Source organism: Pseudomonas sp. W2Jun17 (assembly GCF_023127795.1).
Taxonomy (GTDB): domain Bacteria; phylum Pseudomonadota; class Gammaproteobacteria; order Pseudomonadales; family Pseudomonadaceae; genus Aquipseudomonas; species Aquipseudomonas synxantha_A.
Genome location: NZ_SPKO01000025.1, coordinates 502,611 through 528,822, shown reverse-complemented (window position 1 = coordinate 528,822; position 26,212 = coordinate 502,611). Strand labels below are relative to the sequence as shown.

The window sequence follows — 26,212 nt, the reverse complement described above, 5'->3', positions numbered from 1 at the left end:
TGGGCCAGTCAAAAATGCTGTGACTGACACTCCGCTATCGGGAGCAAGCCCCCTCCCACATTGGATTTGTGGCGTTTACCAGACCCCAATTTGCACCACTTTTTCCGCCTCCGGCTCACCATAGCGAAACCATTGCCCGCGCACTTCGATCTCGGTGTGGCTGATGGTGGTACGCCGCTTCAACCCACGCAGCCATTCGAACAGATAACCCAAGTGAGTCTCGCGCACCTGGGCATAGGCGGGATCGCTGCCCAGGTCGTGGATTTCCTGCGGGTCGTTTTCCAGGTCGAACAGCTGCGGGCGAAAGCCGTCATAGGCCAGGTACTTCCAGCGTTCGCTGCGCACCATGGTCATGCGGCAACGGTCGATGGGCTGCGCCAGGCGTTCCCGAGCCGGGGCCTGGAAGGCGTAGTCGTATTCGGCAATGGCGTAGTGGCGCCAGGTGGGTTGCTCGCCGTGCAACAGCGGGATCAGCGAGCGGCCTTCGAGGCGATGGTCGGCTGCGGGCAGGCCCAGAGCGTCGAGGAAAGTGGGCAGGGCGTCGATGGTTTCCACCAGGCGTGCGTCCACGCTGTCACGGCTGACATCGGCACTGGCCCGTGGGTCGCGCACGATCAAGGGAACACCCACCGCAGGCTCCAGCAAAAACTCTTTTTCACCGAGGTAATGATCGCCGAGGAAGTCACCATGGTCGCTGGTAAACACGATCAGCGTGTCGTCCCAGCGGCCAGTGCTTTGCATGAAATCAAACAGCCGCCCGAGTTGATCGTCGATCTGTTTGATCAGGCCCATGTACGTGGGAATCACCGTCAGGCGCACTTCATCCCTGGAAAAATTCAGGCTCTCCTGGTGTTGGCGAAACGCCTGGTACACCGGGTGATCGCTGGTGTGTTCAGGTTGAATCGGCGCCTGGATATGCTCGGCGCCATACAGCGCGTGGTACGGCGCCGGGGCAATGTAGGGCCAGTGCGGCTTGATGTACGACAGGTGCAGGCACCATGGCTGCTGCCCCTGCTCGCCGATAAAGTCGATGGCGCGGTCGGTGGTGTAGACGGTCTCCGAATGTTGTTCGGCCACCCGCGCAGGTTTGCCGGCATTGCGCATGTGCCAGCCGCTGAGCACTTCACCGTCTTCACCTTGGGCCGCATTGGCCCAGTCATGCCAGGGGTTGCGACCACCGTAGCCCTGCTCGCGCAGGTAATGGGTGTAAGGCGCGGACTCGCGTTTGTCGTCGAACAGCGGGCTGTCGGGGTAGATGCCGTCGTGGCGCAGGTACGCATCAAAGCCCACCTCATTGAGCGGCTCGGCCTGGGCGCTGTCGGGGTCGATATGCAGGCGTTGTAACGCCTCCACGTTCGGCGTGGCGTGGGTCTTGCCCACCAGCGCGGTGCGGATGCCGTGGGGGCGCAGGTAGTCGCCAATCGTCAGCTCTTCCAGCGGCAGCGGTACGGCGTTCCACGCCACCTGATGGCTGCTGACGTAACGCCCGGTATAGGCCGACATGCGCGACGGCCCGCAGATGGTGCCTTGTGTATAGGCCCGACTGAAACGCACACCGGCAGCGGCCAGGCGGTCGATATTCGGCGTCTGCAGATGAGCATGGCCGTAGCACGACAGATAGTCGCGACGCAGTTGGTCGCACATGATGTAGAGCACGTTGCGCACGGGTTGGGGTTTGGACATGGAGGTTTACCGGACGAAGGACAGGAGCGTTTTTTCGCCGTTCGCAGGGTGTGCTGGCAAGTGCATTTGAGGTCTGGATTTTATGCAGGGAATGCATGGGTGTGGCTGCTGGCGCCATCGCAGGCAAGCCAGCTCCCACAGGGGAATGCATTTCAAATGGGGAAGCCGGCCCGCCAGCCGACGCCCATCTACCTGACACTCCGCGATCAAATTGTGGGAGCTGGCTTGCCTGCGATGGCGGCTAGCCAGCCGACACTCATCTACCTGACGCCCCACGATCAGCCTGTGGGAGCGGGCTTACTCGGCGAAGGACCTGATGTGAGCAGCCAGCTCTGCCAGCTCTTTATCGTCTTCCCCGGTCCCGTGCATCGGGAATAATTTGGCGTGCAGATGATCGACGCCGTAACCCTCCAGAATCATGCCCGTTCTAGCCACACCTTTTAGCGCTTCGTCCAAAAGCTGCGCCGTCTTCTTGGCTGCGATGACCAAGTCACACAGCGCGGTGTCCGGTTCGGCAAACGCGTAGCTGCCGTGATGGGTTTTGGGGATAACGACACTGAACCCCGGCGTGTTGGGAAATATGGAGAGAAAGGCTATGTGAGTCTGGTCTTCCCATAGGAGGTGGCGGGCCTCCGTTCACCACTGACTCAGACCGCAATATTTTCCAACGCATAAGCATCCTCGTCCCTCTCATCAATCTCCTTGATCTGCTCAATCATCGCCTCCGCCAACGGCGACAATCGATACCCCGCACGGCTGACAATCCCGTAGCGGGTGTAACGCTCCTCCAGGTTTTCATCCAGGCCATCGATCTTCAAACACACCAGCTCGCCCCGCGCCATGTGCAGCACATCGCTGTTGGCGCTGACGATGCCGATGGCATCCGAGCGCAGCACCACGCCCATCAGGCTATAGCCGTTTTCGCACTCCACATTGGGTTGGTAATCGGGCCGGCCGCTGAGGTCGGCGATGACCTTGCGCAGGTTCGGCGGGCGAATGGTGACCGCCAGCGGATAACTCATCAGTTCATCGGCGCGGATGCTTTCGCGGCCGGCCAGGGGGTGGCCGGCGCGGCAGCAGAAATACCAGCGACGGGCGCGCAGGCGGTGGGTGTGGTAGTCGGGGTTGGCTTCGAAGTGGCGAGTGTCGGCGACGAAGAATTCGAACTCTTCGCTGAGCAGGCGTTTGCCCAGGCTTTGCCAGTCATCCACCTGGAACTGCACGCGGGCCTTGGGGTAGCGCCCGATAAAACTGCCGATGGCGCGCGGGATCAACCCACCTGCCGGGGCCGGGCCGCAGCCGAAGCGCAGCTCGCCGGCTTCCAGGCCGTTGAACTGGCTGATTTCGTTGGCCAATTGCTGGGCGCCGCTGACCAGGCGCCGGGCATGTTCGAGCAGTACCTGACCTTGCTTGGTGGGCGCCAGGTCCTTGCGGCCACGGTCTACCAGCTGGCAGCCGGCGCTGTGTTCAAGGGCCTGGATGCTGCGACTGAACGCCGACTGCGACAGGTTCACGGCCAAGGCTGCCGCGACAAAACTGCGTTGCTCGGCGAGGGCGATGAAGTGGCGAAGCTGGCGCAAATCGATATGCATTTTTCACATCAAAAATATCCGGGAAATGCATTGGCTATGCATTAGGTCGACTCCTTATAAATGCTATCTCTTATGCAGTAAATGTTCGTAAAAACATAAATAAATAACCTTTAGGAATATCTGGCGACGGATATCTCCGGGTTCTGGAGCCGCTTATGAGTCTGTTCAAGTCCTTGCCGCTGGCGATGCTGGTGGCCGGTAGCAGCAGTTGGTCGCCTTCCCAGGCCGCTGAAACACCCGCGCCTGCCGGCAAGGGCGAAAGCGCCAGTGGCCAACTGGAAACCGTCACCGTGACGGCCCGGCGGCGTACCGAAAGTGCCCAGGCCGTGCCAACGCCCATGAGCGTGGTCGGCGGCCAGGCGCTGGAAACCCAGCGGGTGTACCGCATCCAGGATTTGCAGCAACTGGTGCCCAGCGTCAACGTCGCCTACATGCACGCGCGCCAGTCCAGCGTGTCGATTCGCGGCCTGGGCAACAACCCGGCCAGCGATGGCCTGGAAGGCAGCGTGGGGTTGTACATCGACAACGTCTATCTCGGGCGCCCGGGCATGGCGGTGTTCGACCTGATGGACATCGAGCAGCTTGAAGTACTGCGTGGCCCGCAAGGGACGTTGTTCGGCAAGAACACCACCGCCGGGGTCATCAACATCAGCACCCGCGCACCGAGCTTTACCCCGGAGCGCAGCATCGAAACCTCTCTGGGCGAGGACGGTTATTTCCAGACCAAGGGCACGATCTCCGGCCCACTCACCGAGGACCTGGCGGGGCGTTTCTCGGCCTATCGCACCCGCAGCGACGGCGACATCAAGAACGAGCACGACGGCCATGAGCTTAACGGCGGTTCGCGCCAGGGCTTTCGCGGGCAACTGTTGTACAAGCCCAACGAGGCGTTCAACCTGCGCTGGATCGGTGATTACAACGAAGAGGATTCCAGCGCCGGCACCCGCGTGCTGTACAGCACCGGGCCGACCATCAATGGCACCAACCTGTATCAATCCCGGGCCAACGCAGCGGGGGCGACCCTGGTGGATGGCACCCATCGCAAGGTCAACCTGGACAACGACCAGCATGTCACCGTGTTCCAGGGTGGTACCTCGCTGGAGGCCAACTGGACGCTGCCTAGTGACTTCACCCTGACGTCGGTGAGCTCCTATCGCTGGTGGAATTTCACCCCACGCAATGATGACGGCCTCAACGTACCGGCGTCGTATAACGCCGGGGTCTCAGTGGAAGATAAGCAGTGGTCCCAGGAGTTTCGCCTGGCATCGCCTACCGGCGGCTTCTTCGATTACGTGCTCGGCGCCTATTACTTCGGCTCCGACCTGGACAACAAATCCTTCGCTTATTACGGCCCCAAGGCCGATATCTGGAACGGCACGCCGAACGGCGCTTTGAGCAATGTGAGCAGCGTCGGCAACGGGCATATCCGCACCGACAGTTTTGCCCTGTTCGCCCAAGGCACCTGGCACCTCACCGAGCGCCTGGATTTCACCGCCGGCCTGCGCGGCACCTACGAAGAAAAAAGCGCCTGGGTCACGCGCAATGCGCCGCTGGGCGGTGCTGCGGTGAGCGGTGCGGGGGCCACTGCACGGCGGGGGCGCACCGGGGCGTATGACTCGGGCGACCTGACGCAGTACAGCGCCACCCCTTCGGGGCTGCTCAACCTCAGTTATCACTTCAATGACAACCTGCTGGGCTACGCGACGCTGTCCCATGGCGAGAAGTCTGGTGGGGTCAACCTGGCGGTAGGGTCTGCGCCCACGGCCGGGGCCGACTCGTTACTGATCGGCACCGAGCGCGCCAACAACGCCGAGCTGGGTTTCAAGAGCACGTTGTGGGACCGCCGCCTGCAACTCAACGCCAACCTGTTCTGGACCCAGGTCAACGGCTACCAGACCAACGCCTACGACCAGGACAACCGCGTGCAATACCTGACCAACGCCGGTTCCATGCGCTCGCGAGGCGTGGAAGTGGAAAGCACCCTGGTGCCGATCAAGGGCCTGACCCTGAATATCAACGGCTCGTTCAACGACGTGAGCTACCTGTCGTACAAGGATGCACCGTGCCCGCCGGAAACCAGCCTGCGCCCTGGTGCTCCGGCGTCCTGCGACCTCACGGGCCATCAAGTGGTGGGCGCGTCCAAGTGGATCGCCAATGCCAACGGCGAATACAAATGGAACCTGGCTAACGGTTTGGAACCCTACGTAACCGCCAGCTACGCGTTCCGTTCCAAGGCGGTGGGCACGGTGGAAGATTCCGACTACGGGCAGATCCCGGCGTATGCGGTGGTCAACCTGTCCACCGGCCTGCGCGGTGACTATGAGCAGGGGCAGTGGGACGTGTCGCTGTGGCTGAAAAACGCCTTCGACAAAACCTACTACACCACCCTGTGGACCGGCGGTAACGGCGGTTACGAGGGCCTGTTGGGCACGCCGCGCACCCTAGGCGTGACTGGGCGCTACGACTTCTAGGTCGGTGCGATAGGTGGCCGGACTGAACACCCGCGTCACCAGCAGCATCGCCATCACCGTCACTGTCAGCACCACCCAGGCGCTGACAAAGTTGCCGGTGAGCTCGCGCAGCGCGCCGGTCAGCCACGGCGAAAGTGCATTGATCAGAAAGCCTACGCCTTGCACGAATGCTGCCAGTTGCCCGGCTTGGCGTGGGTCGCGGTGGTGGTCGAGGGTCAGCAGCAGGCTCAGGGCGAAACACGCGCCCAGGCCGAAGCCGATCAGCGCCACCCACAGGTGCGGGAATTGCTGTGGCGCCATCAGCAGGCCGAGGTAGCCGATGGTTTGCGCCAGCAGGCTGATGCTCAGCAACGGGCGCCGATCAATCCCACGTTGTGCCAGCACTGGCATCAGCAATGCGGCGATCACCTGGAAGATGGTCATGAACGCCAGCAACGAGCCGCTGGGCAGCACGCCCCAACCCAGTTGCTGATAGTAGGCGGGCAGCCACGCGACCATGCTCATGTAGCCACAATTGACCAGGCCGAAATACAGCGCCAGCAGCCAGGCACGCCGGTTGCGCAACCCTTTGAACGCAGGTGCCTGTTGTGGATTTCGCGCGGCACCCAGCGGCAGCCAGGCCCATAGCAGCAATGCCCCCAGCGCCGGCAATAACCACACCCCCAGGCCTGCCTGCCATTGCTGGAAATGCAGGGCCGCCACAGGGCTAAGCAGCGCCGCCAGCCCACCCCCGGCCATCAGCGAGGCCGAATACACGCCCATCGCCACAGGCACGCGGTGATGAAATTCGCGCTTGATCATCGCGGGCACCAGCGCCTGGATCAGCGCCACGCCCGCGCCGCCGAGCAGTGCGGTAACCAACAGCGCCGAAGCCTGGCCCATCAACCAACGCGCCAGGCACGCCAGCAAAATCATCAACAAGCCCAGGGCGATGCCGCGACGTTCGCCCAAGCGAGCCTCCACGCGCACGCCGACCAGTGCCACCAACCCCATGCAGATCACCGGCAGGCTGGTGAGCAAGGCGCTGCTCTGGAAGCTCAGCCCGGTGGCCTGGCGAATCTCGCCGAGCAACGGGCTGATGGAGCTGAGGATGGGGCGCAGGTTCAGGCCGAGCACCAGCAGCAGGCCCCAGCCGGCAAGGGATTTATTCAGGGTCATGCAGGGTTTTCCACTGGTGATACAGCGCAGTCATTGCTGGGTCGGGCAGGTGCTGGATGGGCAGGCGTTGCGCACCGATGGGCAAGCCGACCTGTTGGCTAATGGCTGCGGTCGACAGGCCGAACGGCTCGGCCATTTCGTTGCTGGCGGCAAACACCACCCGTTCTACACCGCACAGGTACATGGCGCTCAGGCACATCGGGCAAGGCTGGCCGCTGGCGTAGATCACGCAGCCGTCCAGGCGTGCACCCAGCAGCCGGCTCGCTGCGCGGATCGCCAGCAGCTCGGCGTGGGCGGTGGGGTCCTGGGTCAGGTGGATCTCATTCACGGCTTCCACCAGCACTTCACCGTTGCGCGTCAGCACCGCGCCGAAGGGTCGGCCGCCTTGGGCAACGTTGGCGCGGGCCAAGGCGATAGCGCGTTGCAGGTGTGGTTGATCGTTGGTCATACAAGCCCCCCCGGGCGCGATGAAAGGTGAAGTATGGTCAGCCACCGGGGTATGCTGAAATTAAATATAAACATGCCAATCAGTGGCAAACGCAATGGTGATGACGTTGTTCGATCCCGTGTTGTTGCGCAGTTTTGTCGCCGTGGTGGACTGCGGCAATTTCACCCGCGCCGCCGAGCGCCTGCATTTGACCCAGTCCACTGTCAGCCAGCAGATCCGCCGGCTGGAAGACGCAGTGGCTTGTCAGTTACTGGACCGCGACCAGCGCCGCGTGGTGGCTACCGCCGAGGGTGAGCGTCTGCTCGCGTATGCGCGCCGCATTCTCGCACTGCACGAAGAAGCCGCTGACGTGCTGATCAACCAGCAGAGCGACGGTGTGTTACGCCTTGGCGTGCCGGAGGACTTTGCCGCCGAGCGCCTGATGCCGCTGCTTTCAGCGTTTGTCGTGGCGTATCCACGGGTGCGGCTGGAAGTCACCAGCGGTCTGGGCCCTGAATTGCAGCGCCAGTACCGGGGCGGTGAGTTCGATGTGTTGCTGGTCAAGCAGATGGGCGACAGCGACGACTGTGTGGCGTCGTGGCCGGAGCCCTTGTATTGGGTCGACAGCCTGAGCACCCCAGCGCTGGGCCGCGATCCGCTGCCGCTGGTGGCTTTCCCGGTGGGCGGCTTGTACCGCAACGACATGCTTCACCATCTTGAGCGGGCCGGCTGGCGTTGGCGCATCGGCTACTCCAGCGCCAGCCTGGCCAGCGTGTGTTCAGCGGTGGCGGCAGGCTTGGGCATCAGCCTGTTGCCGGAGCGGGTGTTGCAACCGGGCCATTGCATACTCGGCCCAGAGAGTGGCCTGCCGCCTGTTCATGGTGTGCGATTGGCCCTGTATGGCCGCAGTGGTTTGGGCGCAGCGGGCCAGAGTTTGTTGGGAGAATTGCTGGCGTTGTGCAGTGGAAACCCGCACTGAGCCATACCTTTGCTGAATATTTTGTATGCCTTTAAAGCATTGAAAAACAAGGGTCTGGCGCCAGGCCCCGAGTCACGTGGCTTTGACGTCAGCGGTTGTTTCATTTATGCGTTTTTGTTCTATATATAACTTTAAAGATTACTTTAAGAGATAAGTGTCTGGCCCCGATGATTCAGCCCTCGACGGGGCTGCACGCTGGCCCGTCGGTTTTTCAAAACCGTAGGGAGTGAATCAATGGGCAATGTCCAGACCGCCGCCAGTGCACCCGAGGCGCAATGGCGCCAGGCACCGAGTGGTGAGTTGGTCGACCTTGGCCGGCCGCATCGCGCGCCGTTGGGGCAATTGCGCCTGCAGAAGACCCCGAAGCGTTTTTCCAGCCGCCGCGAAGGGATTTTGCTCGGGTTGCTGGTGTTGGCGCTGCACGGCGCTGTGATCTATTGGGTGAGCCAGAAACCCACGCCGGTGCTGCCGATTGTGCCGCCGGAAATTCCGCCGATGACCATCGAATTTTCCCAGCCGGCGCCGCCGGTGGTTGAACCGCCACCGCCTGTACCGCCACCACCGCCGTCGCCTGTGGTCGAGCCACCGCCGGTGGTGGATGAGTTGGCGGCCAAGCCGGCGCCGCCCAAACCTATTGTGAAACCCAAGCCCAAGCCCGCGCCGAAACCTGAGCCCAAGCCGGCCCCCAAAGCCGTCGAGCAGCCGCCTGCGCCACCGACGCCAGCCCCACCTGCTCCGCCCGCACCTGCGGCGCGAGCGCCAGCGCCGGTGACGCCGGCTTCGGCCAACGCCGCGTACCTGAAAAACCCGGCACCGGAGTACCCGTCACTGGCTCAGCGACGCGGTTGGGAAGGCACGGTGTTGTTAAGGGTGCATGTGCTGGCCAGCGGTAAACCGGGTGAGATTCAGGTGCAGAAAAGCAGCGGGCGCCAGCAGCTCGATGACGCCGCACTGGCCGCCGTAAAGCGCTGGAGCTTCGTACCGGCCAAGCAGGGGGATGTGGCCCAGGACGGCTGGGTCAGCGTACCGATCGACTTCAAGATTCATTAATTATTCGGCCGCGGTGTGCACACGCCGCGACCTGCACAAGAGGGAAAACATCATGGCATTAGCGTCTCCACTTGAATCCATCGAAAGCGCGGTGATCTGGCTGCTGGTGATCTTTTCGGTCGCCACCTGGGGACTGGCGTTGCTCAAGGGCGTGCAGTTCGGTCGCCTCAAGGCTCAGGATCGCAAGTTTCACAAACAGTTCTGGGCGGCATCGAGCCTCGATTCAGCCGCCGAACTCGCCGAAACCCAGCCCGGCGCCGCCGCGCGCGTGGCCCAGGCCGGCTATGGCGCAATCCAGGTGGGCGATACCCCTCACGCTGCGGATCTAAGCCAGGCGATCAATCATCAGGACCGCCTCGAACGCGCCCTGCGCCAGCAAATCGTGCGCGAGCGCCGCTCCCTGGAGACCGGCCTGGCTGTGGTCGCCAGTATCGGCAGCACCTCGCCGTTCATCGGCCTGTTTGGCACCGTGTGGGGCATCATGGAAGCGCTGAAGGGGATCAGCGCCGCCGGGTCCGCCAGCCTGGAAACCGTGGCGGGGCCGATTGGTGCGGCGTTGGTCGCGACCGGTGTGGGGATCGCCGTCGCGGTGCCTGCGGTGCTTGTCTACAACTATTTCCTGCGCCGCCTGAAGCTGACAGCGGCAGACCTGGATGACTTTGCCCACGACTTCTACAGCCTGGCGCAGAAGAACTCATTCCGCGTGCTGTTGCACCCGACACTGACCAAAGCCAGCGCCGCCAGCCCGCAAAAAGTGAAGGAGGCGTCCTGACATGGCCTTCTCCACGCAAGACAGTGATGAGGTGCTGAGCGAGATCAACGTCACGCCGCTGGTGGACGTGATGCTGGTGCTGCTGGTGGTGTTTATCGTCACCGCGCCGTTGTTGACCAACTCGATCCCGATCAACCTGCCCAAGACCCAGGCCGTGGCGCCTGTCGAGCAGAAAGACCCGCTGGTGGTGAGCATCGACGGCGCCGGCAAACTGTTTATCAACAAGGACGAAATCCAGCCGGACCTGCTGGAATTCAACCTGCAGGCGGCCAAGGCCAAGGACCCCGATGTGCGGGTGCAATTGCAGGCTGACGATGGAGTGAACTACGGCGAAGTGGCACGCGCCATGGCGTCGATTGAACGTGCGGGGATTACCAAATTGTCGGTGATTACCGCACGTTAGTTTCATCCGCCGCGACACGTTTTTTAGGCCGTTTCCTTGGCAGGGTGCGGCCTTTTTTTATTTTGTGGTTACAGTGTTTATAGAGGAAAAGAATTTTCACGTATTTGAATATTTCTGGGCGTGCAATTCACAACAGTATGATTACTCTAGTCGGCGCATGGAGAAATTTAACTAATGGAGAAGTTGCATGAACGTACGCTTTCCTATTCATTCGGTAAGTGCATTTGTTAACCCACAATCAACTCCCCCTCAGCTCGAAGAAACCCCCACTGCAAGGATTTATTCGCGGCCTGATAGGCCGGGTGTGCAGCATCCGCTTCCCAAAAAATCATTAAGTCGCGCTGATTATCGAGAGAGTAAAGCGCCAAAGGCCGGGGCGCCGGTGTTGAAACCAAACCCTGAAATAGATGCTTATATCAGCACACACTCTTTTGACTACATTTCTCCCGAGAAAGAAATTTCGACGATACTCTCGGCGAAAATAAAACAACATTGGGGCGTCGACGTTGATCCTGATAAAACGTATCTGGTTACGTTTAAAGATAATGGTAAAGATGATAAAGATGTTGTGGAAAAAATAACGCTGACACAAGCGGCGTTGAAAAACAGACAAGATGTAACGATTGAGGATAATGAGGGCTGGTTTGTAAAGATTGCCAAGTATTTTTCGCCGGCAGTTTATATTTACAATAAAGTTGACGGTTGGGTGCAGGAAGCACACAGTCGACAAGCTATTTACCGAGAGCCGAGTTCCCCAGGTTCTGCGCTGTATAGTGCAGACACTCAAGTGTCCATTCCTGTTGAAGACTTCAAAGCCTTGGTCTGGGATACAGACCGAACCAAACTTTACAAGAACACCCTTGACGGGTTTTGGGACAAGCACAGTAGTTCCTATGCTTCATTGAGTAAAATATCCTTTGTTAAAGCGATCAACCTACAGCGCTTGGAAGGCACGCTTGGCCCAGTCGAGGCGGCACTCGCCCAGAGGGCGTTGGGGCCTGTTGCGCAAAAGCAATGGTCCGAGCTGACGGTTCAGGACTTTTCAGCACCTGCCGTCAAGGATCCGAACCTGGATATCGGGTTGCTGAGCATCAATGGCCTGCAGTCAACCGACTTGATGTGTGTGACCGATCGCAAAACCCAGCTGACCTTGCTTTACATCCCTGGTAACTCCTCGCCGATACATCGTTTCGATAACCCACAGCAAATGAATATCTGGCTGGCTAAGCAAGCCACTGATCCTGTGAAACTTGAATCACTGCTGACGCATTTTTCCCTCAAGGACCAGGCCCAAAAGCTGTTGGCAGACGGTGTGCGTCAATCCTTGGACGGGATGGCACATTGGTCCAATGCGCAAGTATCTGGCAACGGCTTCCTTGCAAGGATCAACGGCTGGGTGCCCGATCGCTTTATCTCGGTTGAGCCTTTGCGCAGCGACCCTTTTGAAGCGGTCAAGGTCCGGCAAAAGGCGCGGTCTTATTCGGATGCAGAAAACGCGATCGTCAGCGATGGTGACTACACCAAGAACAAAGTCTTGCAAGGTGTGGAAGAGGCCACGAAGGTTGCCATGTTCATGACGCCTCTGGCATTGGTCATGCCGGAAGTAGCGATAGGCTTGGATGTTTTTTTCATGGCAGCCGGAGCCACTCAAACAGGTATCGGTATTGATGATGCCGTCAAAGGAAAGGCCACTGGTTCTGACCGGATTGTATTTGGAGTACTGAACGCGATACCGCCCTTGGTCACCCATGCGGGGGCGCCGCTGGCGAAAGCGATGACAGAGAGAATGGCCAACGGGGGCGTTACAGCAGGGGTTGATGCAGCAGCGCAGGCGCCCACTCAAGTTGCTGAACAGGAGCGTCCATTCTTCAATCCCCCACGACGGGTCAATGGGCATATCGGCTACCCAATGGGGCCTACTACGCCTCCCGTTATCCTCGATGAGTTCACGGTCCCCATGGACGACGTGCAGCGAATGTTTTCTCAGGACTACATGGTTTTTGTCGGGCAGTACGGTACTAAAGTCACTTATGACGTTGAGGCACGCCTCTGGCGTGGGCTCAACGAAGATGGTCAAGTGAATGATATATTCTATTGGCGTAATGGCCGAGGAAGATGGTTAGGTGGTACTAAAACCGAAGCGATCGAAGGGAATAAGAGCGTACCTCCATCAATTATAAATAAAACGCTTAAGTTACCACGGTTGCCGTCGCTGCCGTCCGGTACGACAGAAGTGCCCAAAGTCATTCATTATTTTTGGGCTGGCAATGAAATGCCGGAGCATTTAATCCAGAACATTATTGAGAACGCCAGGAAAAGCCCGGGTTACAAGTCTGTTGTTCACGTGGATGCAAACAGCGGGAGCGCGTTTCAGAAAATAAAATCTGCTCTGGATCACAAAGTGGGTGGGCTGGAGGTGCATGATCTGAAAGAGGATGAAGCTTTTCGAGAGCTAACGTCAAGTAAATATGGAGAGATGTATCAGTATTTTAGATCAGGTCAAGGGCAAAATTTAGCGGCTTCATCGGATGTGATGCGCGTTGCACTGATAAAGAAGCACGGTGGAATATACCTGGATACGGATGACACGCTGACCTTCAACGTGGGGGATGTCACGCTGAAAGCCACACCAAGTGATCTATTGATGAACTCGCCCATTACTTATGAGGGAGCGGATTTCAATGGTTTCAATACAAGTAATTTCGCAAGCCATGCGGACAATCCATTATTTGACAAGATTCTGGAGGAGTCATATCAGCGGTTCAAAGCCAACGAGTCGTGGTTTAACAATAATCGTCCGTTTTTAAGAGAAGGTTCGACAGACATAGAACGGCAAGCCTATAAAGAGTACGAAACAAAAATCTTCGAGGTTACCGGGCCGAGAATGTTTGGTGATGTAGTGGCGCAAGAGGAATATGGTTTTTTCCCGTTTGTTGATGACATGACTGAACTTTTGAATGCGCGTCTTCTTTTGCCCGAAGATTTCGGAAAAAAGTACATGGAAGTACGCGATTTCTATATGCCCATGAATCGTAAATTTGGGGTCGATATCGGCTCGGAGCACTCTATGCATCATTCTCGTTGAGTCGGTATAGCGGTAGCGGTCGTTGAGCATTGGGTTATCCAACTCAACATTACCGGCCCCCGATGCCATGGCGTCGGGGGGCACAATGGTTGGGTTTCCAGGAATGTGGAAGGGAGTGGGATTCGAATAAATGATGTGATGAGTTTTTGGTTATTAATAAATTCCTTTTTATTCCTTATTTGATTGTTGGGGCGCCCCTATACTGGTCAGCAACGTTAAAAGCTGCAGGAGGGCACACCCATGCACAGCGAGTCGATTCGTTATCTGATCGTGCCGGGCTGGCAAGGATCGCCAGAAGATCATTGGCAAACCCATTGGCAGCACAGCCTGCCCAACAGCGCTCGCGTGGAGCAGGCCGATTGGCTGACGCCGCGTCGAGAGGATTGGGTAGCTGCACTGGCTGAGGCGATTGCCGCCGACAGCACACCGGTAATCCTGATTGCCCATAGCCTGGGATGCATCACCGTGGCTCATTGGGCGGCCACTGCCCCCGTGCATTTCTTGCGTCAGGTTCGCGGCGCCTTGCTGGTAGCCCCAGCCGATGTCGAGCGCGCAGCCTGTGCCCCCGCCCTGCGTAACTTCGCACCAATTCCCACCGACCTGCTGCCGTTTCCCAGCCAGGTGGTCAGCTCCGACAACGATAGCGCCGTCAGCGCGCCCCGGGCTCTGGAGTTGGCGCGTCAATGGGGGGCCGAAGCCGGCATTTTGTCCGGCGCCGGGCATATCAATGTGAAGTCCGGCCACCGCCGCTGGGAGCAGGGTTTCGCCTATCTCTATCGCCTGCAGAGCCGCCTCGAGCACCATGCTCGGCGTAGTGCCTGATATTTTTTCAACGCCCCGTCCCTGAGTGGATTGGGGCGGGAGCCTGCCATGAGTTTGCATGAAACCTACGGCCAGCCTTTGCTGACCTTTCCCGATGCCGAAAAGAGCCCACTGAGCATCCGCGCCAAGGCGTTGGTGTTCGTCGACCCACGCTCACGCCAACTGCGTGAAGAATTGGAAAGCCTTGCGCCGCGCGCCTTACCCGTATTGATCCGCGGTGAAACCGGCAGTGGTAAAGAACTGCTGGCGCGACACATCCACCGTGGCAGTGACCGTACTGGCCTGTTTGTCTCGGTCAACTGTGGCGCCATCAGTCCTACCTATGCGGATGCCGAGTTGTTTGGCTATGCTGCCGGCAGCCACAGCGGCGCAGCGAGCAGTCGGGCTGGCTGGTTTGGCTCTGCCAACGGCGGCACCTTGTACCTGGATGAGATTGGTGACTTGCCGTTGCCGATCCAGGTGAAATTGCTCGCGGCCCTGGAAAATCATGAGGTCACCCGCGTCGGTGCCCATCAACCCAGCCCGGTAGACGTACGTCTGGTGGCCGCTACCAGCATCGACCTGGCCCAGGCTGTGGCCGTTGGCAAGTTTCACGAGCGCCTGTTTCATTACTTGAGCGAAGGCCGGCTGGACCTGCCGGCGTTGCGCGAGCGGGTGGGGGATATTTTGTCCCTGGCCGAGTATTTCCTCGGCATCTACAGCCAGCGCCTGGACCTGCCGGTGCCGCTTATCAGCGACGCCGCTCAGCAGGTACTGGAGCGTCACACCTGGCCGGGCAATACCCGCGAACTGGAAAACGTCATTCACTTTGCCTTGCTGGTGAGCAGTGGCGATGAAATCTTGCCCGAGCATTTGAACCTGCCGGTGGCAGGTTCGCCGCTGGAGCAAGTGCGACGAATTTTTGCCAGCGCCAGTGCGACCGAGCGCGAATCGCTGCGTACCTTCCTGTATGAACAAAATGGAATATCAACGTGAATAAAAGATATTGTTCGGGAATAAAAAATCTAGGTATTGTCCTTCCTACGCCGCGATAGCATTTCGCTGGCACCTCACATAAAAAATGGTCGTTAGAAAAGGACACTGCATGAAAAAGGTTCTGTTGTTTACCGCCCTGGCGGCTGCCCTGACTGCCGGCTTCGCCCAGGCCAACGAAAAGCTGGTGGTAGCGGCCACGCCGATTCCGCACGCTGAGATCCTGGAGTTGATCAAGCCGACCCTGGCCAAGGAAGGCGTGGACCTGCAGATCAAAGTCTTCACCGATTACGTGCAGCCAAACGTGCAAGTCGCTGAGAAGCGCTTGGACGCCAACTACTTCCAGACCCTGCCGTACCTGGAAAACTTCAACAAGGGCAAGGGCACCAACCTGGTCACGGTAGTCGGTGTGCATGTTGAACCCATCGGCGGCTACTCGAAAAAGATCAAGAAAATTGAAGATCTGAAAGACGGCGCGACCGTGGCCATCCCGAACGAAGGCTCCAACAGTGGACGCGCCCTGTTGCTACTGCAGAAGAACGGGCTGATCACCCTGAAAGACCCGACCAACGCGTTGTCCACGCCAAAAGACATCAAGGACAACCCGAAAAACCTCAAATTCAAAGAGCTGGAATCGGCCCTGCTGCCACGCGTGCTGGATCAGGTTGATCTGGATGTGATCAACACCAACTACGCCCTGGAAGCCGGCCTGAACCCGGCCAAGGACGCGTTGATCATCGAAGATGCCAAATCCCCTTACGTGAACTTCCTGGTAGCGCGCCCGGACAACAAGGACAGCGACGCTATCCAGAAACTGTCCAAGGCCCTGACCAGCCCGGAAGTCAAAGCTTTCATCGAGAAGAAGTACAACGGCGCAGTCGTGCCGGCGTTCTGATGTAACTCAAAACCCCCTTCAAGGTTTCAACGCCGACGGCTACTACAGCGTCGGCGTTTTTTTTGTGGGAGGGGGCTTGCCCCTCCCACATTGATCGCCCTGGCGAAGGTTAGTTTTTTGGGTGATATCAATATGCTATTTCGGTATTTAAATTTTGCTTTTTATACCTTTAAAGTTCGCGCTACCCGACGTTATCCACGCCGGAACGGATTGCGCTCGCAGCATTACCCATGCGGCGATATGGACTGCACATGACCTTCGATTTCGCTTTTATCCTCAGCACCTTGCCGGCGTTCCTGCAAGCGGTGGGCGTAACCCTGCAAGTGGGCCTGATCGCCATCGGCACCTCCTTGCTGGTGGCGCTGATCAATGCAGCCTTGTTGGTGTTTCGCACGCCGTACCTGTCACGGCTGGTAGCGCTGTATGTGGAGCTGGCGCGGAACACGCCGCTGTTGATCCAACTGTTTTTCGTCTACTTCGCACTGCCGGCCCTGGGTTTGAATATCTCCGGGTTCTGGGCGGCAATCATCACCATGACCTTTCTCGGCGGCGCCTACCTCACTGAAGTGTTGCGCGCCGGTGTGGAAGCGGTGCCGCTGGCGCAGATCGAGTCGGGCAAGTCCATTGGCCTGTCCGACTGGCAGCTGTTGCGCCATGTGATTCTGCCCCAGGCCGGCATCCTCAGCCTGCCGGCGCTGTTCGCCAATTTCATCTTTCTGCTCAAGGAAACCACGGTGGTTTCCGCGGTGGCGGTGCCGGAGATTCTCTACACCACCAAGAGCTACATCGCCCTCTACTACAAGACCTACGAGATGCTCACCGTGCTGACGCTGATTTGCGTGCTGCTGTTTTTGCCGTTGTCGTTGCTGCTCAGCCGTTTGGAAAGGAGGCTCCAGCATGGCCAGTTCGGGTCTTGAGTTGCTGTGGGTGTCGTTGCCACAACTGGGCAAAGGCGCTGCGCAAACCCTGTCGATTTCGTTTTTGAGCATCGCTTTCAGTACGGTCGGCGGCGTGCTGTATGGCGTGCTGCGCACCTTGAATAACAAGGTGATCAACGGTGTGCTGCGCATCTACCTGGAGCTGTTCCGGGCGATTCCGGTGCTGGTGTGGTTGTACCTGCTGTTTTTCGGCCTGCCGATTTTCTTTGGTGTGAGCCTGCCGAGCTTCTGGTGCGCGGTGCTGGTGTTGTCGCTATGGGGCGCCAGCGAAGTCGGCGAGGTGGTGCGCGGTGCATTGCATTCGCTGCCGCGTGGCCAGCGTGAAGCGGGCTTGTCGATTGGCCTGTCCGACCCGCAGTTGTACGGCTACGTGCTGCTGCCCCAGGCCCTTAAACGCATGACGCCGCCGACCATCAACGTCTACACGCGCATCATCAAGACCAGTTCCCTTGCGGTGCTGATTGGCGTGGTGGATGTGATCAAGGTCGGCCAGCAAATCATCGAGCGTACCTACGAGTCGGTATTGATCTACGGCGCGCTGTTCCTGTTTTTCTTCTTTATCTGCTACCCGTTGTCGGCCGCCTCCAAGGTGCTGGAACGGCGCTGGGCCCACGCATGAGCGCATTGATCGAGTTCCAGGGTTTCAACAAATTCTTTGGCCAGGCACAGGTGCTCAAGGGCATCGACTTGAGCGTGCAAAGCGGCGAGGTGGTGGTGATCCTCGGCCCCAGCGGCTGTGGCAAAAGCACCTTGCTGCGCTGCCTCAATGGGCTGGAAGTCGCGCACAGCGGCAGCCTGCGGTTTGCAGGCGTTGAGCTGCTGGATAAAAACACCGACTGGCGCCAGGTGCGCCAGGACATCGGCATGGTGTTCCAGAGCTACCACCTGTTCCCGCACATGAGCGTGCTCGACAACATCCTGCTCGGCCCGCTGAAAGTGCAAAAGCGTGTCCCCCGCGAGGCCCGTGAGCAGGCGCAAAAACTGCTGGAGCGCGTGGGCCTGGCCGACAAGCGCGACGCGTTCCCGCGCCAGCTCTCCGGCGGCCAGCAGCAACGCATCGCCATCGTGCGTTCATTGTGCATGAACCCCCAGGTCATGCTCTTTGATGAGGTCACGGCGGCTCTTGACCCGGAGATGGTCAAGGAAGTGCTGGAAGTGATCCAGGGCCTGGCCCGCGATGGCATGACCCTGCTGATCGTCACACACGAAATGGCCTTCGCCCGCGCCGTCGCCGACCGCGTGGTGTTCATGGAGGCCGGTCGCATCCTCGAACACAACACCCCCGAGGCATTCTTTACGAACCCGCAGACCGCACGCGCGCAGCAGTTCCTGGAGAAGTTCTCCTTCGTTTCAACACTGCCCAAAAAGATCAAGGAACTGGAGCTGATATGAAAAAGTTACTGCTGCCACTGTTTGCCGTCGCCGTGCTGGCCGGTTGCGATAAAAAGGCCGAAGAGCCGGTAAAACCCGCGGCTGTCAGCTACATCGACAAAATAAAAGCGCGGGACAAGCTGATCGTTGGCGTCTTCACGGACAAGCCACCGTTTGGCTTTGTCGACGAGGCTGGCCGCTACGTCGGCTTCGATACTGACATTGGCCGTCAATTCGCCAAGGACCTGTTGGGCGACGAAAACAAGGTGGAGTTTGTCGCCGTTGAGCCCGCCAGCCGCATTCCGTTCCTGCAAAGCGACAAGGTCGACCTGATTCTCGCCAACATGACGGTGACGCCCGAGCGCAAGGAAGCGGTGGACTTTACCAACCCCAACCTGAAAGTCGCGGTGCAGGCCCTTGTACCGAATGACAGCACGGTAAAAAGCCTGGATGACCTGGCCACTCGCACCACCATTGTCACCACCGGCACCACCGCCGACATCTGGCTGACCAAAAACCACCCGGACTGGAAGCTGCTCAAGTTCGAGAAAAACTCCGAGTCGCTGCAAGCGCTGTCGGCCGGGCGTGGCGATGCCTATGCCCAGGACAACCTGGTGCTGTTCAGCTGGGCCAAGCAGAACCCGGGCTACCGTGTGCTGGAAGAAAAGCTGGGTGATGAAGCACCGATTGCTCCGGCGGTGAAGAAGGGCAATACCGAACTGCGCGACTGGGTGAATGCCGAGCTGGCAAAGCTGGGCGAGGAGAAGTTCCTGCTCAAGCTCTATGACCAATATGTGCGCAAAGAACTGAGCGATGACACCAAGCCTGAAAGTGTGATTGTTGAAGGCGGGAAGTGGCAGGGCTGAAACCTGACTTTTTGTGTTGGCTGCACCGGCCTCATCGGGAGCAAGCCCCCTCCCACACTGGATCGGGTTCACACATTCCGATGTGTGAATACAGGTCAAAATGTGGGAGGGGGCTTGCTCCCGATGAGGCCGGTACAGTCACCACCTACTCCGGCCAATGCCAGGCCGGCCCATCCAGAATCCCTTGCCCCACGATCCGCGTTTCCCCCAACACCTTCTCCAGCACAATCGAATTGCACCCCTCATCCTGCTGCAACGCCGCAATCAAGCGGCTGGCATGGGACACCACCCACACCTGGCACTGCTTCGACGCTTCGATAATCAGGCGCGCCAAGGCGGGCAGCAGGTCCGGATGCAAGCTGGTCTCAGGTTCGTTCAGTACCATCATGGTCGGTGGGCGTGGCGTCAGCAGCGCTGCGATCAGCAGCAGGTAGCGCAAGGTGCCGTCCGACAGCTCCGCCGCCGACAACGGCCGCAGCAAGCCTTCCTGATAGAACTCAATGGCAAAGCGTCCGCCTTGCAACGGTTCAATGTTCAGGCGCGCCCCCGGGAATGCATCGCTTACGGCACGTTGCAGCGCCTCGGGGTCGCCGATCTCGCGGATAGTCTGCAACGCGGCCGCCAAATCGCGGCCATCGTGATGCAACACCGGCGTACGCGTGCCCAACTGGGGCTGGCGCACTGGCGCGTCCACGTCGCTGCGAAAGTGATCATAAAAGCGCCAGCCACGAATGCTTTCACGCAACAGCAGCACTTCCGGCGAGCCGCGCAGGCTGCCGACCTGATCGAACAGGCTGTGGTAGTTGGGTGTGTGCTGCGCCAGTACATCCCAGGCACGGCCTTCGCGGGCACGCACCATGGCACCTGAGCGCTGCACCAACAGGCTGGCCGGGCGGTAGATGTGGCCGGCCCAGATGCATTCCTTCTTCACTTCGGGGTCGAGGCTGAAGAACGACGAGGTTTTTTCCGGCAATCCCAGAGAGATTGCGTAGCTGAAATCTTCGGCGGCAAACCCTAAGCGCAGGCGTTTGACGCCCTGGCGCACATTGGATTCGATCGGTACTTCACCAGTGCGCATACGCCGGCTGATGGTTTCCGGCCCGGCCCAGAAGGTCGAATCCAGCCCGCCTTCACGGGCCAGGGCATTGATCACTCCGCCCTGGGCGGTTTCTGCCAGCAGGCGCAGGGCCCGGTACAGGTTGGACTTGCCGCTGCCATTGGGCCCGGTGATCAGGTTCAAGCGGTCCAACGGGACTACCAATTTATTGATCGAGCGGTAATTGGCCACCGCGAGGGTTTTCAGCATATGCATTTAATCGGCTGGGGAACCATTGGAGTATGGGATCCTCCATGCAGATAAGGAACCCTGTTCTAAGCTCACAGTCGCATACACACTTGTACGTGAGCATCACGCAAAAGGAGCCTGCATGGGCGGTCGCGCTTCGACATTAATTTTCAGCCTTGGCCTCCTGGCGCTGCTGAGCGGCTGTGGCCAAGACAAAGCCGAGCCCAAGCAGCATTCACGGGTATTTGTGCAAACCGTGCAGCCGGCGGATTTTGCCGCGGCGGTCACGCTGACGGGCGATATCCAGGCGCGGGTGCAGACCGATTTGTCCTTTCGCGTGGGTGGCAAGATCATTCAGCGCATGGTGGACGTGGGCGACCGAGTAACGGCCAAGCAAGTACTGGCCAAGCTTGACCCCAAGGACCTGCAAACCAACGTCGATTCCGCCCAGGCCCAGGTTGTGGCCGAACAGGCGCGGGTCAAGCAGACCGCCGCCGCCTTCGTGCGCCAGGAAAAACTCTTGCCCAAGGGCTACACCAGTCGCAGCGAATACGATGCCGCCCAGGCCGCGTTGCGCAGCAGCCAAAGTGCCCTGGCCGCCGCGCAGGCGCAATTGGCCAACGCCCGTGAGCAACTTGGCTACACGGCGCTGGTCGCCGATGCACCGGGGATCATCACGGCGCGCCAGGCCGAAGTCGGCCAAGTGGTACAAGCCACCGTACCGATCTTCAGCCTGGCCCGTGATGGCGAACGTGACGCGGTGTTCAACGTGTATGAATCCCTGCTGGTGGAGCCGCCGCCGGATGCGCCGATTACCGTCAGCCTGCTGGACAACCCGAGCATCAAAGCCGTGGGCAAGGTGCGGGAAGTGACCCCGGCAGTGGCGGCCAATACCGGCACCATACAAGTGAAGATCGCCCTGCAAAACCTGCCTAAAGGCATGGAGCTGGGTTCGGTGGTGAGCGCCACCGCCAACGGCCCGGCCAAGGCCAGTATCGAATTACCCTGGGCGGCCTTGACCAAAGACCTCAGCGAGCCTGCCGTATGGCTGGTGGATGCCGACGGCAAGGCGCAGCTGCACAAGGTCAAGGTGGCCCGTTACCTCACCGGCAAGGTGATTATTGGCGAGGGCCTTAAAGGCGGCGAAAAAGTCGTAGTGGCCGGTGGGCAATTGCTGCACCCCGGCATGGTGGTCGAGATCGCCCAGCAAGGAGCCCAGCCATGAAGCAACTGACGGTTATCGTCGCCGCCAGCCTGTTGCTGATGGCTTGCTCCAAGGAAGAGGCGCCGCCTGAACCTGTGCGCCCGGTGTTGTCCATGCAAGTGAAGGCTGAAGATCAGGAAAACCTCGGCCGCTTCGCCGGCACTATCCAGGCCCGCTACGAAAGCAACCTGGGTTTCCGGGTGTCGGGCCGCATCGCCCGTCGCGCCGTCGACGTGGGCGCCGAGGTGGAGAAGGGGGCCTTGCTTGCCGTGCTCGACCCCACCGACCAGCAGAACCAACTGCGTGCCGCCCAGGGCGACCTCGCCCGCGTGCAGGCACAGTTCATCAATGCCCAGGCCAATGCCCGTCGCCAGCAGGAGCTGTTCAACCGGGGCGTCGGCGCCCAGGCTCAGTTGGATGTGGCGCAGACTGACCTGAAAACCACCCAGGCCACCCTTGATCAGGCCCGCGCCTCGGTCAATCAAGCCAAGGACCAGCTCAATTATGCCGAACTGCACACTGACCACGCCGGTATCGTCACTGCCTGGAATGCCGAGGCTGGCCAGGTAGTCAGCGCGGGGCAGCAGGTGGTGACCCTGGCTCGCCCGGACATCAAGGAGGCGGTGATCGACCTGCCTGCCGGCCTGGCCGAGCGCCTGCCGACGGATGTGGTGTTTCTGGTCGCCGGGCAACTGGACCCCAGCGTGCATACCACCGCCATCGTGCGCGAGATCGAACCCCAGGCCCAAAGTGCCACGCGCACCCGCCGCGCACGTCTGAGCCTGACCGACACTCCCGCCGCGTTCCGCCTGGGCACCGCCATCAGCGTGACCTTGAGCAGCGCCATTACGCCGCGTATCGAATTGCCCTTGAGCGCGTTGCAGGACGTCGACGGCAAGACGCGCATCTGGCTGCTTGATACCCAGAGCCAGACCGTGCAGCCACGCGACGTCAGTGTGGTCAGCCGGGATGCTGACAGCGCCTTGGTCAATGGCGGCATCAAAGCCGGTGAACGCATCGTCACCGCCGGCGTGAACAGCCTGAAACCCGGGCAAAAAGTCAAAATCGACGAGGACAGCCCGCGATGAAAGGGAGCTTCAACTTATCCGACTGGGCACTCAAGCATCAGTCCTTCGTCTGGTACCTGATGTTCGTCGCGCTGCTGATGGGCGTGTTCTCGTATATGAACCTGGGCCGCGAGGAAGACCCCTCATTCACCATCAAGACCATGGTGATCCAGACCCGCTGGCCGGGCGCTACCCAGGAGGAAACCCTCAAGCAGGTCACCGATCGCATCGAGAAAAAACTCGAAGAGCTCGACTCCCTAGACTACGTGAAAAGTTATACGCGACCGGGTGAGTCCACGGTGTTCGTGTTCCTCAAGGACACCACCAGCGCCAAGGCCATTCCGGAGATCTGGTACCAGGTTCGCAAGAAGATCGATGATATTCGCGGCACCTTCCCCCAGGGCCTGCAGGGGCCGTCGTTCAACGATGAGTTCGGTGATGTGTTCGGCTCGGTGTACGCCTTTACTGGCGACGGCTTGTCGATGCGCCAGTTGCGCGACTACGTGGAGCAGGTGCGCGCCGAAATCCGCTCGGTGCCGGGGCTGGGCAAGGTCGAGATGATCGGCCAGCAGGATGAAGTGATCTACCTGAACTTCTCCACGCGCAAACTGGCGGCATTGGGCATTGATCAACGCCAGGTCGTGCAAAGCCTGCAATCGCAGAATGCGGTAACGCCTGCCGGGGTGATCGAGGCCGGGCCGGAGCGCATATCGGTGCGCACCTCTGGGCAGTTCGCTTCGGAGAAAGACCTGGCCAACGTCAACCTGCGCCTCAATGACCGCTTCTATCGGCTGGCGGATATCGCTGACATCAGTCGCGGTTACGTCGACCCGGCAAGGCCGATGTTCCGTTTCAATGGCAAGCCGGCGATTGGCTTGGCGATCGCCATGCAAAAGGGCGGCAATATCCAGTCGTTCGGCAAGGCGCTGCACGGGCGCATGGATGAGCTGACTGCCGACCTGCCGGTGGGCGTCGGTGTGCACAAGGTGTCTGACCAGGCCGAAGTGGTGGAAGAGGCCGTCGGCGGCTTTACCAGCGCGTTGTTCGAAGCCGTGATTATCGTGCTGGTGGTGAGCTTTATCAGCCTCGGTATGCGCGCTGGGCTGGTGGTGGCGTGCTCGATTCCGTTGGTGCTGGCGCTGGTGTTCGTGTTTATGGAATACAGCGGCATCACCATGCAGCGGGTATCGTTGGGTGCGTTGATCATTGCACTCGGCTTGTTGGTGGACGATGCGATGATCACCGTGGAGATGATGATCACGCGCCTGGAAAAAGGCGAAACCAAGGAGCAGGCCGCCACCTACGCCTACACCTCAACAGCGTTCCCGATGCTCACCGGTACGCTGGTGACCGTGGCCGGTTTCGTGCCGATTGGCCTCAATGCCAGTTCGGCGGGCGAGTACACCTTTACTCTGTTCGCGGTGATTGCCGTGGCGATGTTGGTGTCGTGGGTGGTGGCGGTACTGTTTGCGCCGGTGATCGGCGTGCATATTCTCAGCGCCAATGTGAAGCCGCATAACGCCGAGCCTGGGCGCATCGGCCGCGCGTTCAATGGCGGTATGCTCTGGGCCATGCGCAACCGCTGGTGGGCCATCGGTATCACCGTGGCGCTGTTTGCGGCCTCGGTGTTTTCCATGCAGTTTGTGCAGAACCAGTTTTTCCCGTCATCGGATCGCCCGGAAATCCTGGTTGATCTGAACCTGCCGCAAAACGCCTCGATCAACGAGACGCGCAAGGCGGTTGACCGCCTCGAAGCGATCATCAAGGACGACCCGGACATTTCTCGCTGGAGCACCTACATCGGCCAGGGCGCGATCCGTTTTTACCTGCCGCTGGACCAACAACTGGAGAACCCGTACTACGCGCAGTTGGTGATCGTCAGCAAGGGCCTGGAAGAGCGCAGCGCCTTGATTGCGCGATTGCAGAAACGCCTGCGCGATGATTTTGTCGGTATCGGCAGCTATGTGCAGCCGCTGGAAATGGGCCCGCCGGTCGGGCGGCCGATTCAGTACCGCGTCTCCGGTAAAGACACCGACCAGGTGCGCAAGCACGCCATCGAACTGGCGACCTTGCTGGACCAGAACACCCACTTGGGCGAGATCATCTACGACTGGAACGAGCCGGGCAAAGTGCTACGCGTCGACATCGCCCAGGACAAGGCGCGGCAACTGGGGCTGTCGTCGGAAGACGTGGCGCAGTTGATGAACAGCGTGGTCAGCGGCGCGGCGGTGACCCAGGTGCACGACGATATCTACCTGATCAACGTGGTCGGTCGCGCCGAAGATGCCGAGCGCGGCACGCCGGAAACCTTGCAGAACCTTCAGATCGTTACGCCCAACGGTACCTCGATCCCGTTGCTCGCGTTTGCCACGGTGCGTTACGAGTTGGAGCAGCCGCTGGTGTGGCGTCGTGACCGCAAGCCGACGATTACCATCAAGGCCGCGGTGCGCGATGAGATGCAGCCGACCGACCTGGTCAAGCAACTGGCGCCGACCATCCAGAAATTCAGTGACGGCCTGCCGGTGGGCTACAAAGTCGCCACCGGCGGCACCGTGGAAGAAAGCGGCAAGGCCCAGGGCCCGATTGCCAGTGTGGTGCCGTTGATGCTGTTCCTGATGGCCACGTTCCTGATGATCCAGTTGCACAGCGTGCAGAAAATGTTCCTGGTGGCCAGCGTTGCACCGCTGGGGCTGATCGGCGTGGTGCTGGCGTTGATCCCCACCGGTACGCCGATGGGGTTTGTGGCGATCCTGGGGATCCTGGCGCTGATCGGTATCATCATCCGCAACTCGGTGATCCTGGTCACACAGATTCATGAGTATGAAGTGGCGGGCTATACGCCGTGGGATGCGGTGGTGGAAGCGACCGAACACCGGCGTCGGCCGATTCTGCTTACGGCGGCAGCGGCGAGCCTGGGCATGATCCCGATTGCCCGGGAAGTGTTCTGGGGGCCGATGGCCTACGCGATGATTGGCGGGATTATCATCGCCACGTTGCTGACGCTGCTGTTTTTGCCGGCGCTGTATGTGGCCTGGTACAAAATCCGCGAACCCAAACAAGAGCATCAGGAACAGCGCGGTTAAAAATGTGGGAGGGGGCTTGCTCCCGATGGCGATGGTTCAGTCAGTGCATCTGTATCTGGCCCATCGCCATCGGGAGCAAGCCCCCTCCC

General features: G+C 59.8%; 21 protein-coding genes and 1 pseudogene. 16 read left to right on the top strand and 6 right to left on the bottom strand.

Going from position 1 to position 26,212, the window contains the following annotated elements:
- Positions 1-75 precede the first annotated feature (75 nt).
- From E4O98_RS16060 to E4O98_RS16050, 3 genes and pseudogenes are all read right to left on the bottom strand, one after another.
- Positions 76-1,683, bottom strand: coding sequence for an alkaline phosphatase family protein (locus E4O98_RS16060; RefSeq protein WP_148854247.1), 1,608 nt, complete (start codon positions 1,681-1,683; stop codon positions 76-78).
- Between the two features lie 297 nt (positions 1,684-1,980).
- A pseudogene (locus E4O98_RS16055) lies at positions 1,981-2,307 on the bottom strand (HIT domain-containing protein); the annotation flags it as partial.
- Positions 2,308-2,330: 23 nt separating this feature from the next.
- Complete coding sequence (locus E4O98_RS16050; protein WP_032878447.1) at positions 2,331-3,275, bottom strand: LysR family transcriptional regulator; 945 nt, start codon at positions 3,273-3,275, stop codon at positions 2,331-2,333.
- Positions 3,276-3,430: 155 nt separating this feature from the next.
- On the opposite strand from E4O98_RS16050, the gene E4O98_RS16045 reads away from it, so the two are divergent.
- Positions 3,431-5,746: a TonB-dependent receptor gene (locus E4O98_RS16045; protein WP_248135705.1), complete on the top strand. Its 2,316-nt coding sequence runs from the start codon at positions 3,431-3,433 to the stop codon at positions 5,744-5,746.
- Here E4O98_RS16045 and E4O98_RS16040 read toward each other — a convergent pair.
- A complete protein-coding gene (locus E4O98_RS16040) occupies positions 5,717-6,904 on the bottom strand; it encodes a CynX/NimT family MFS transporter (protein WP_248135704.1) in 1,188 nt (395 codons plus the stop codon). The genes E4O98_RS16045 and E4O98_RS16040 overlap by 30 nt on opposite strands.
- Positions 6,891-7,352 (bottom strand): nucleoside deaminase, encoded by a 462-nt coding sequence (locus tag E4O98_RS16035; protein WP_248135703.1) that lies wholly within the window; start codon positions 7,350-7,352, stop codon positions 6,891-6,893. Before E4O98_RS16035 ends, E4O98_RS16040 begins: the two co-directional genes overlap by 14 nt.
- A gap of 106 nt (positions 7,353-7,458) precedes the next feature.
- Between E4O98_RS16035 and E4O98_RS16030 the strand changes: the two genes are divergently transcribed.
- From E4O98_RS16030 to E4O98_RS15975, 12 genes are all read left to right on the top strand, one after another.
- Positions 7,459-8,310, top strand: a complete 852-nt coding sequence (locus E4O98_RS16030; protein ID WP_032881155.1) for a LysR substrate-binding domain-containing protein — start codon at positions 7,459-7,461, stop codon at positions 8,308-8,310.
- Positions 8,311-8,544: 234 nt separating this feature from the next.
- Entirely contained in the window at positions 8,545-9,360 is an 816-nt protein-coding gene (locus E4O98_RS16025; protein WP_032878443.1) for an energy transducer TonB, read from the top strand.
- A gap of 49 nt (positions 9,361-9,409) precedes the next feature.
- On the top strand, positions 9,410-10,132 hold the full coding sequence (locus E4O98_RS16020) for a MotA/TolQ/ExbB proton channel family protein (protein ID WP_248090774.1): 723 nt from the start codon (positions 9,410-9,412) through the stop codon (positions 10,130-10,132).
- A 1-nt stretch (position 10,133) separates the two neighbouring features.
- Positions 10,134-10,535, top strand: a complete 402-nt coding sequence (locus tag E4O98_RS16015) for a biopolymer transporter ExbD (protein WP_034125467.1) — start codon at positions 10,134-10,136, stop codon at positions 10,533-10,535.
- A 187-nt stretch (positions 10,536-10,722) separates the two neighbouring features.
- Entirely contained in the window at positions 10,723-13,620 is a 2,898-nt protein-coding gene (locus tag E4O98_RS16010) for a DUF6543 domain-containing protein (protein ID WP_248135702.1), read from the top strand.
- A gap of 240 nt (positions 13,621-13,860) precedes the next feature.
- A complete protein-coding gene (locus E4O98_RS16005) occupies positions 13,861-14,442 on the top strand; it encodes an alpha/beta hydrolase (RefSeq protein WP_032878440.1) in 582 nt (193 codons plus the stop codon).
- A gap of 48 nt (positions 14,443-14,490) precedes the next feature.
- Positions 14,491-15,417 carry a sigma 54-interacting transcriptional regulator gene (locus tag E4O98_RS16000; protein ID WP_032878439.1) on the top strand — a complete coding sequence of 309 codons (927 nt, stop codon included), beginning with the start codon at positions 14,491-14,493 and terminating at the stop codon, positions 15,415-15,417.
- Between the two features lie 109 nt (positions 15,418-15,526).
- Positions 15,527-16,309: a MetQ/NlpA family ABC transporter substrate-binding protein gene (locus E4O98_RS15995; protein WP_032878438.1), complete on the top strand. Its 783-nt coding sequence runs from the start codon at positions 15,527-15,529 to the stop codon at positions 16,307-16,309.
- 251 nt (positions 16,310-16,560) lie between these two features.
- On the top strand, positions 16,561-17,226 hold the full coding sequence (locus E4O98_RS15990) for an amino acid ABC transporter permease (RefSeq protein ID WP_103734005.1): 666 nt from the start codon (positions 16,561-16,563) through the stop codon (positions 17,224-17,226).
- A complete protein-coding gene (locus E4O98_RS15985; RefSeq protein ID WP_078820016.1) occupies positions 17,207-17,866 on the top strand; it encodes an amino acid ABC transporter permease in 660 nt (219 codons plus the stop codon). Before E4O98_RS15990 ends, E4O98_RS15985 begins: the two co-directional genes overlap by 20 nt.
- Entirely contained in the window at positions 17,863-18,639 is a 777-nt protein-coding gene (locus tag E4O98_RS15980) for an amino acid ABC transporter ATP-binding protein (protein WP_103734003.1), read from the top strand. The genes E4O98_RS15985 and E4O98_RS15980 overlap by 4 nt, the downstream gene beginning before the upstream one ends.
- Entirely contained in the window at positions 18,636-19,484 is an 849-nt protein-coding gene (locus tag E4O98_RS15975; protein WP_078820017.1) for a transporter substrate-binding domain-containing protein, read from the top strand. Before E4O98_RS15980 ends, E4O98_RS15975 begins: the two co-directional genes overlap by 4 nt.
- A 145-nt stretch (positions 19,485-19,629) precedes the next feature.
- Here the strand turns inward: E4O98_RS15975 and E4O98_RS15970 are convergent, their stop codons facing one another.
- On the bottom strand, positions 19,630-20,790 hold the full coding sequence (locus E4O98_RS15970; RefSeq protein ID WP_032881152.1) for an AAA family ATPase: 1,161 nt from the start codon (positions 20,788-20,790) through the stop codon (positions 19,630-19,632).
- Between the two features lie 121 nt (positions 20,791-20,911).
- Between E4O98_RS15970 and E4O98_RS15965 the strand changes: the two genes are divergently transcribed.
- The 3 genes from E4O98_RS15965 to E4O98_RS15955 are packed head-to-tail and all read left to right on the top strand — an operon-like array spanning position 20,912 to position 26,123.
- Positions 20,912-21,994, top strand: a complete 1,083-nt coding sequence (locus tag E4O98_RS15965) for an efflux RND transporter periplasmic adaptor subunit (RefSeq protein WP_248135701.1) — start codon at positions 20,912-20,914, stop codon at positions 21,992-21,994.
- Complete coding sequence (locus E4O98_RS15960) at positions 21,991-23,061, top strand: efflux RND transporter periplasmic adaptor subunit (protein WP_032878432.1); 1,071 nt, start codon at positions 21,991-21,993, stop codon at positions 23,059-23,061. The genes E4O98_RS15965 and E4O98_RS15960 overlap by 4 nt, the downstream gene beginning before the upstream one ends.
- Positions 23,058-26,123, top strand: a complete 3,066-nt coding sequence (locus tag E4O98_RS15955) for an efflux RND transporter permease subunit (protein ID WP_032878431.1) — start codon at positions 23,058-23,060, stop codon at positions 26,121-26,123. The genes E4O98_RS15960 and E4O98_RS15955 overlap by 4 nt, the downstream gene beginning before the upstream one ends.
- Positions 26,124-26,212: the final 89 nt, after the last annotated feature.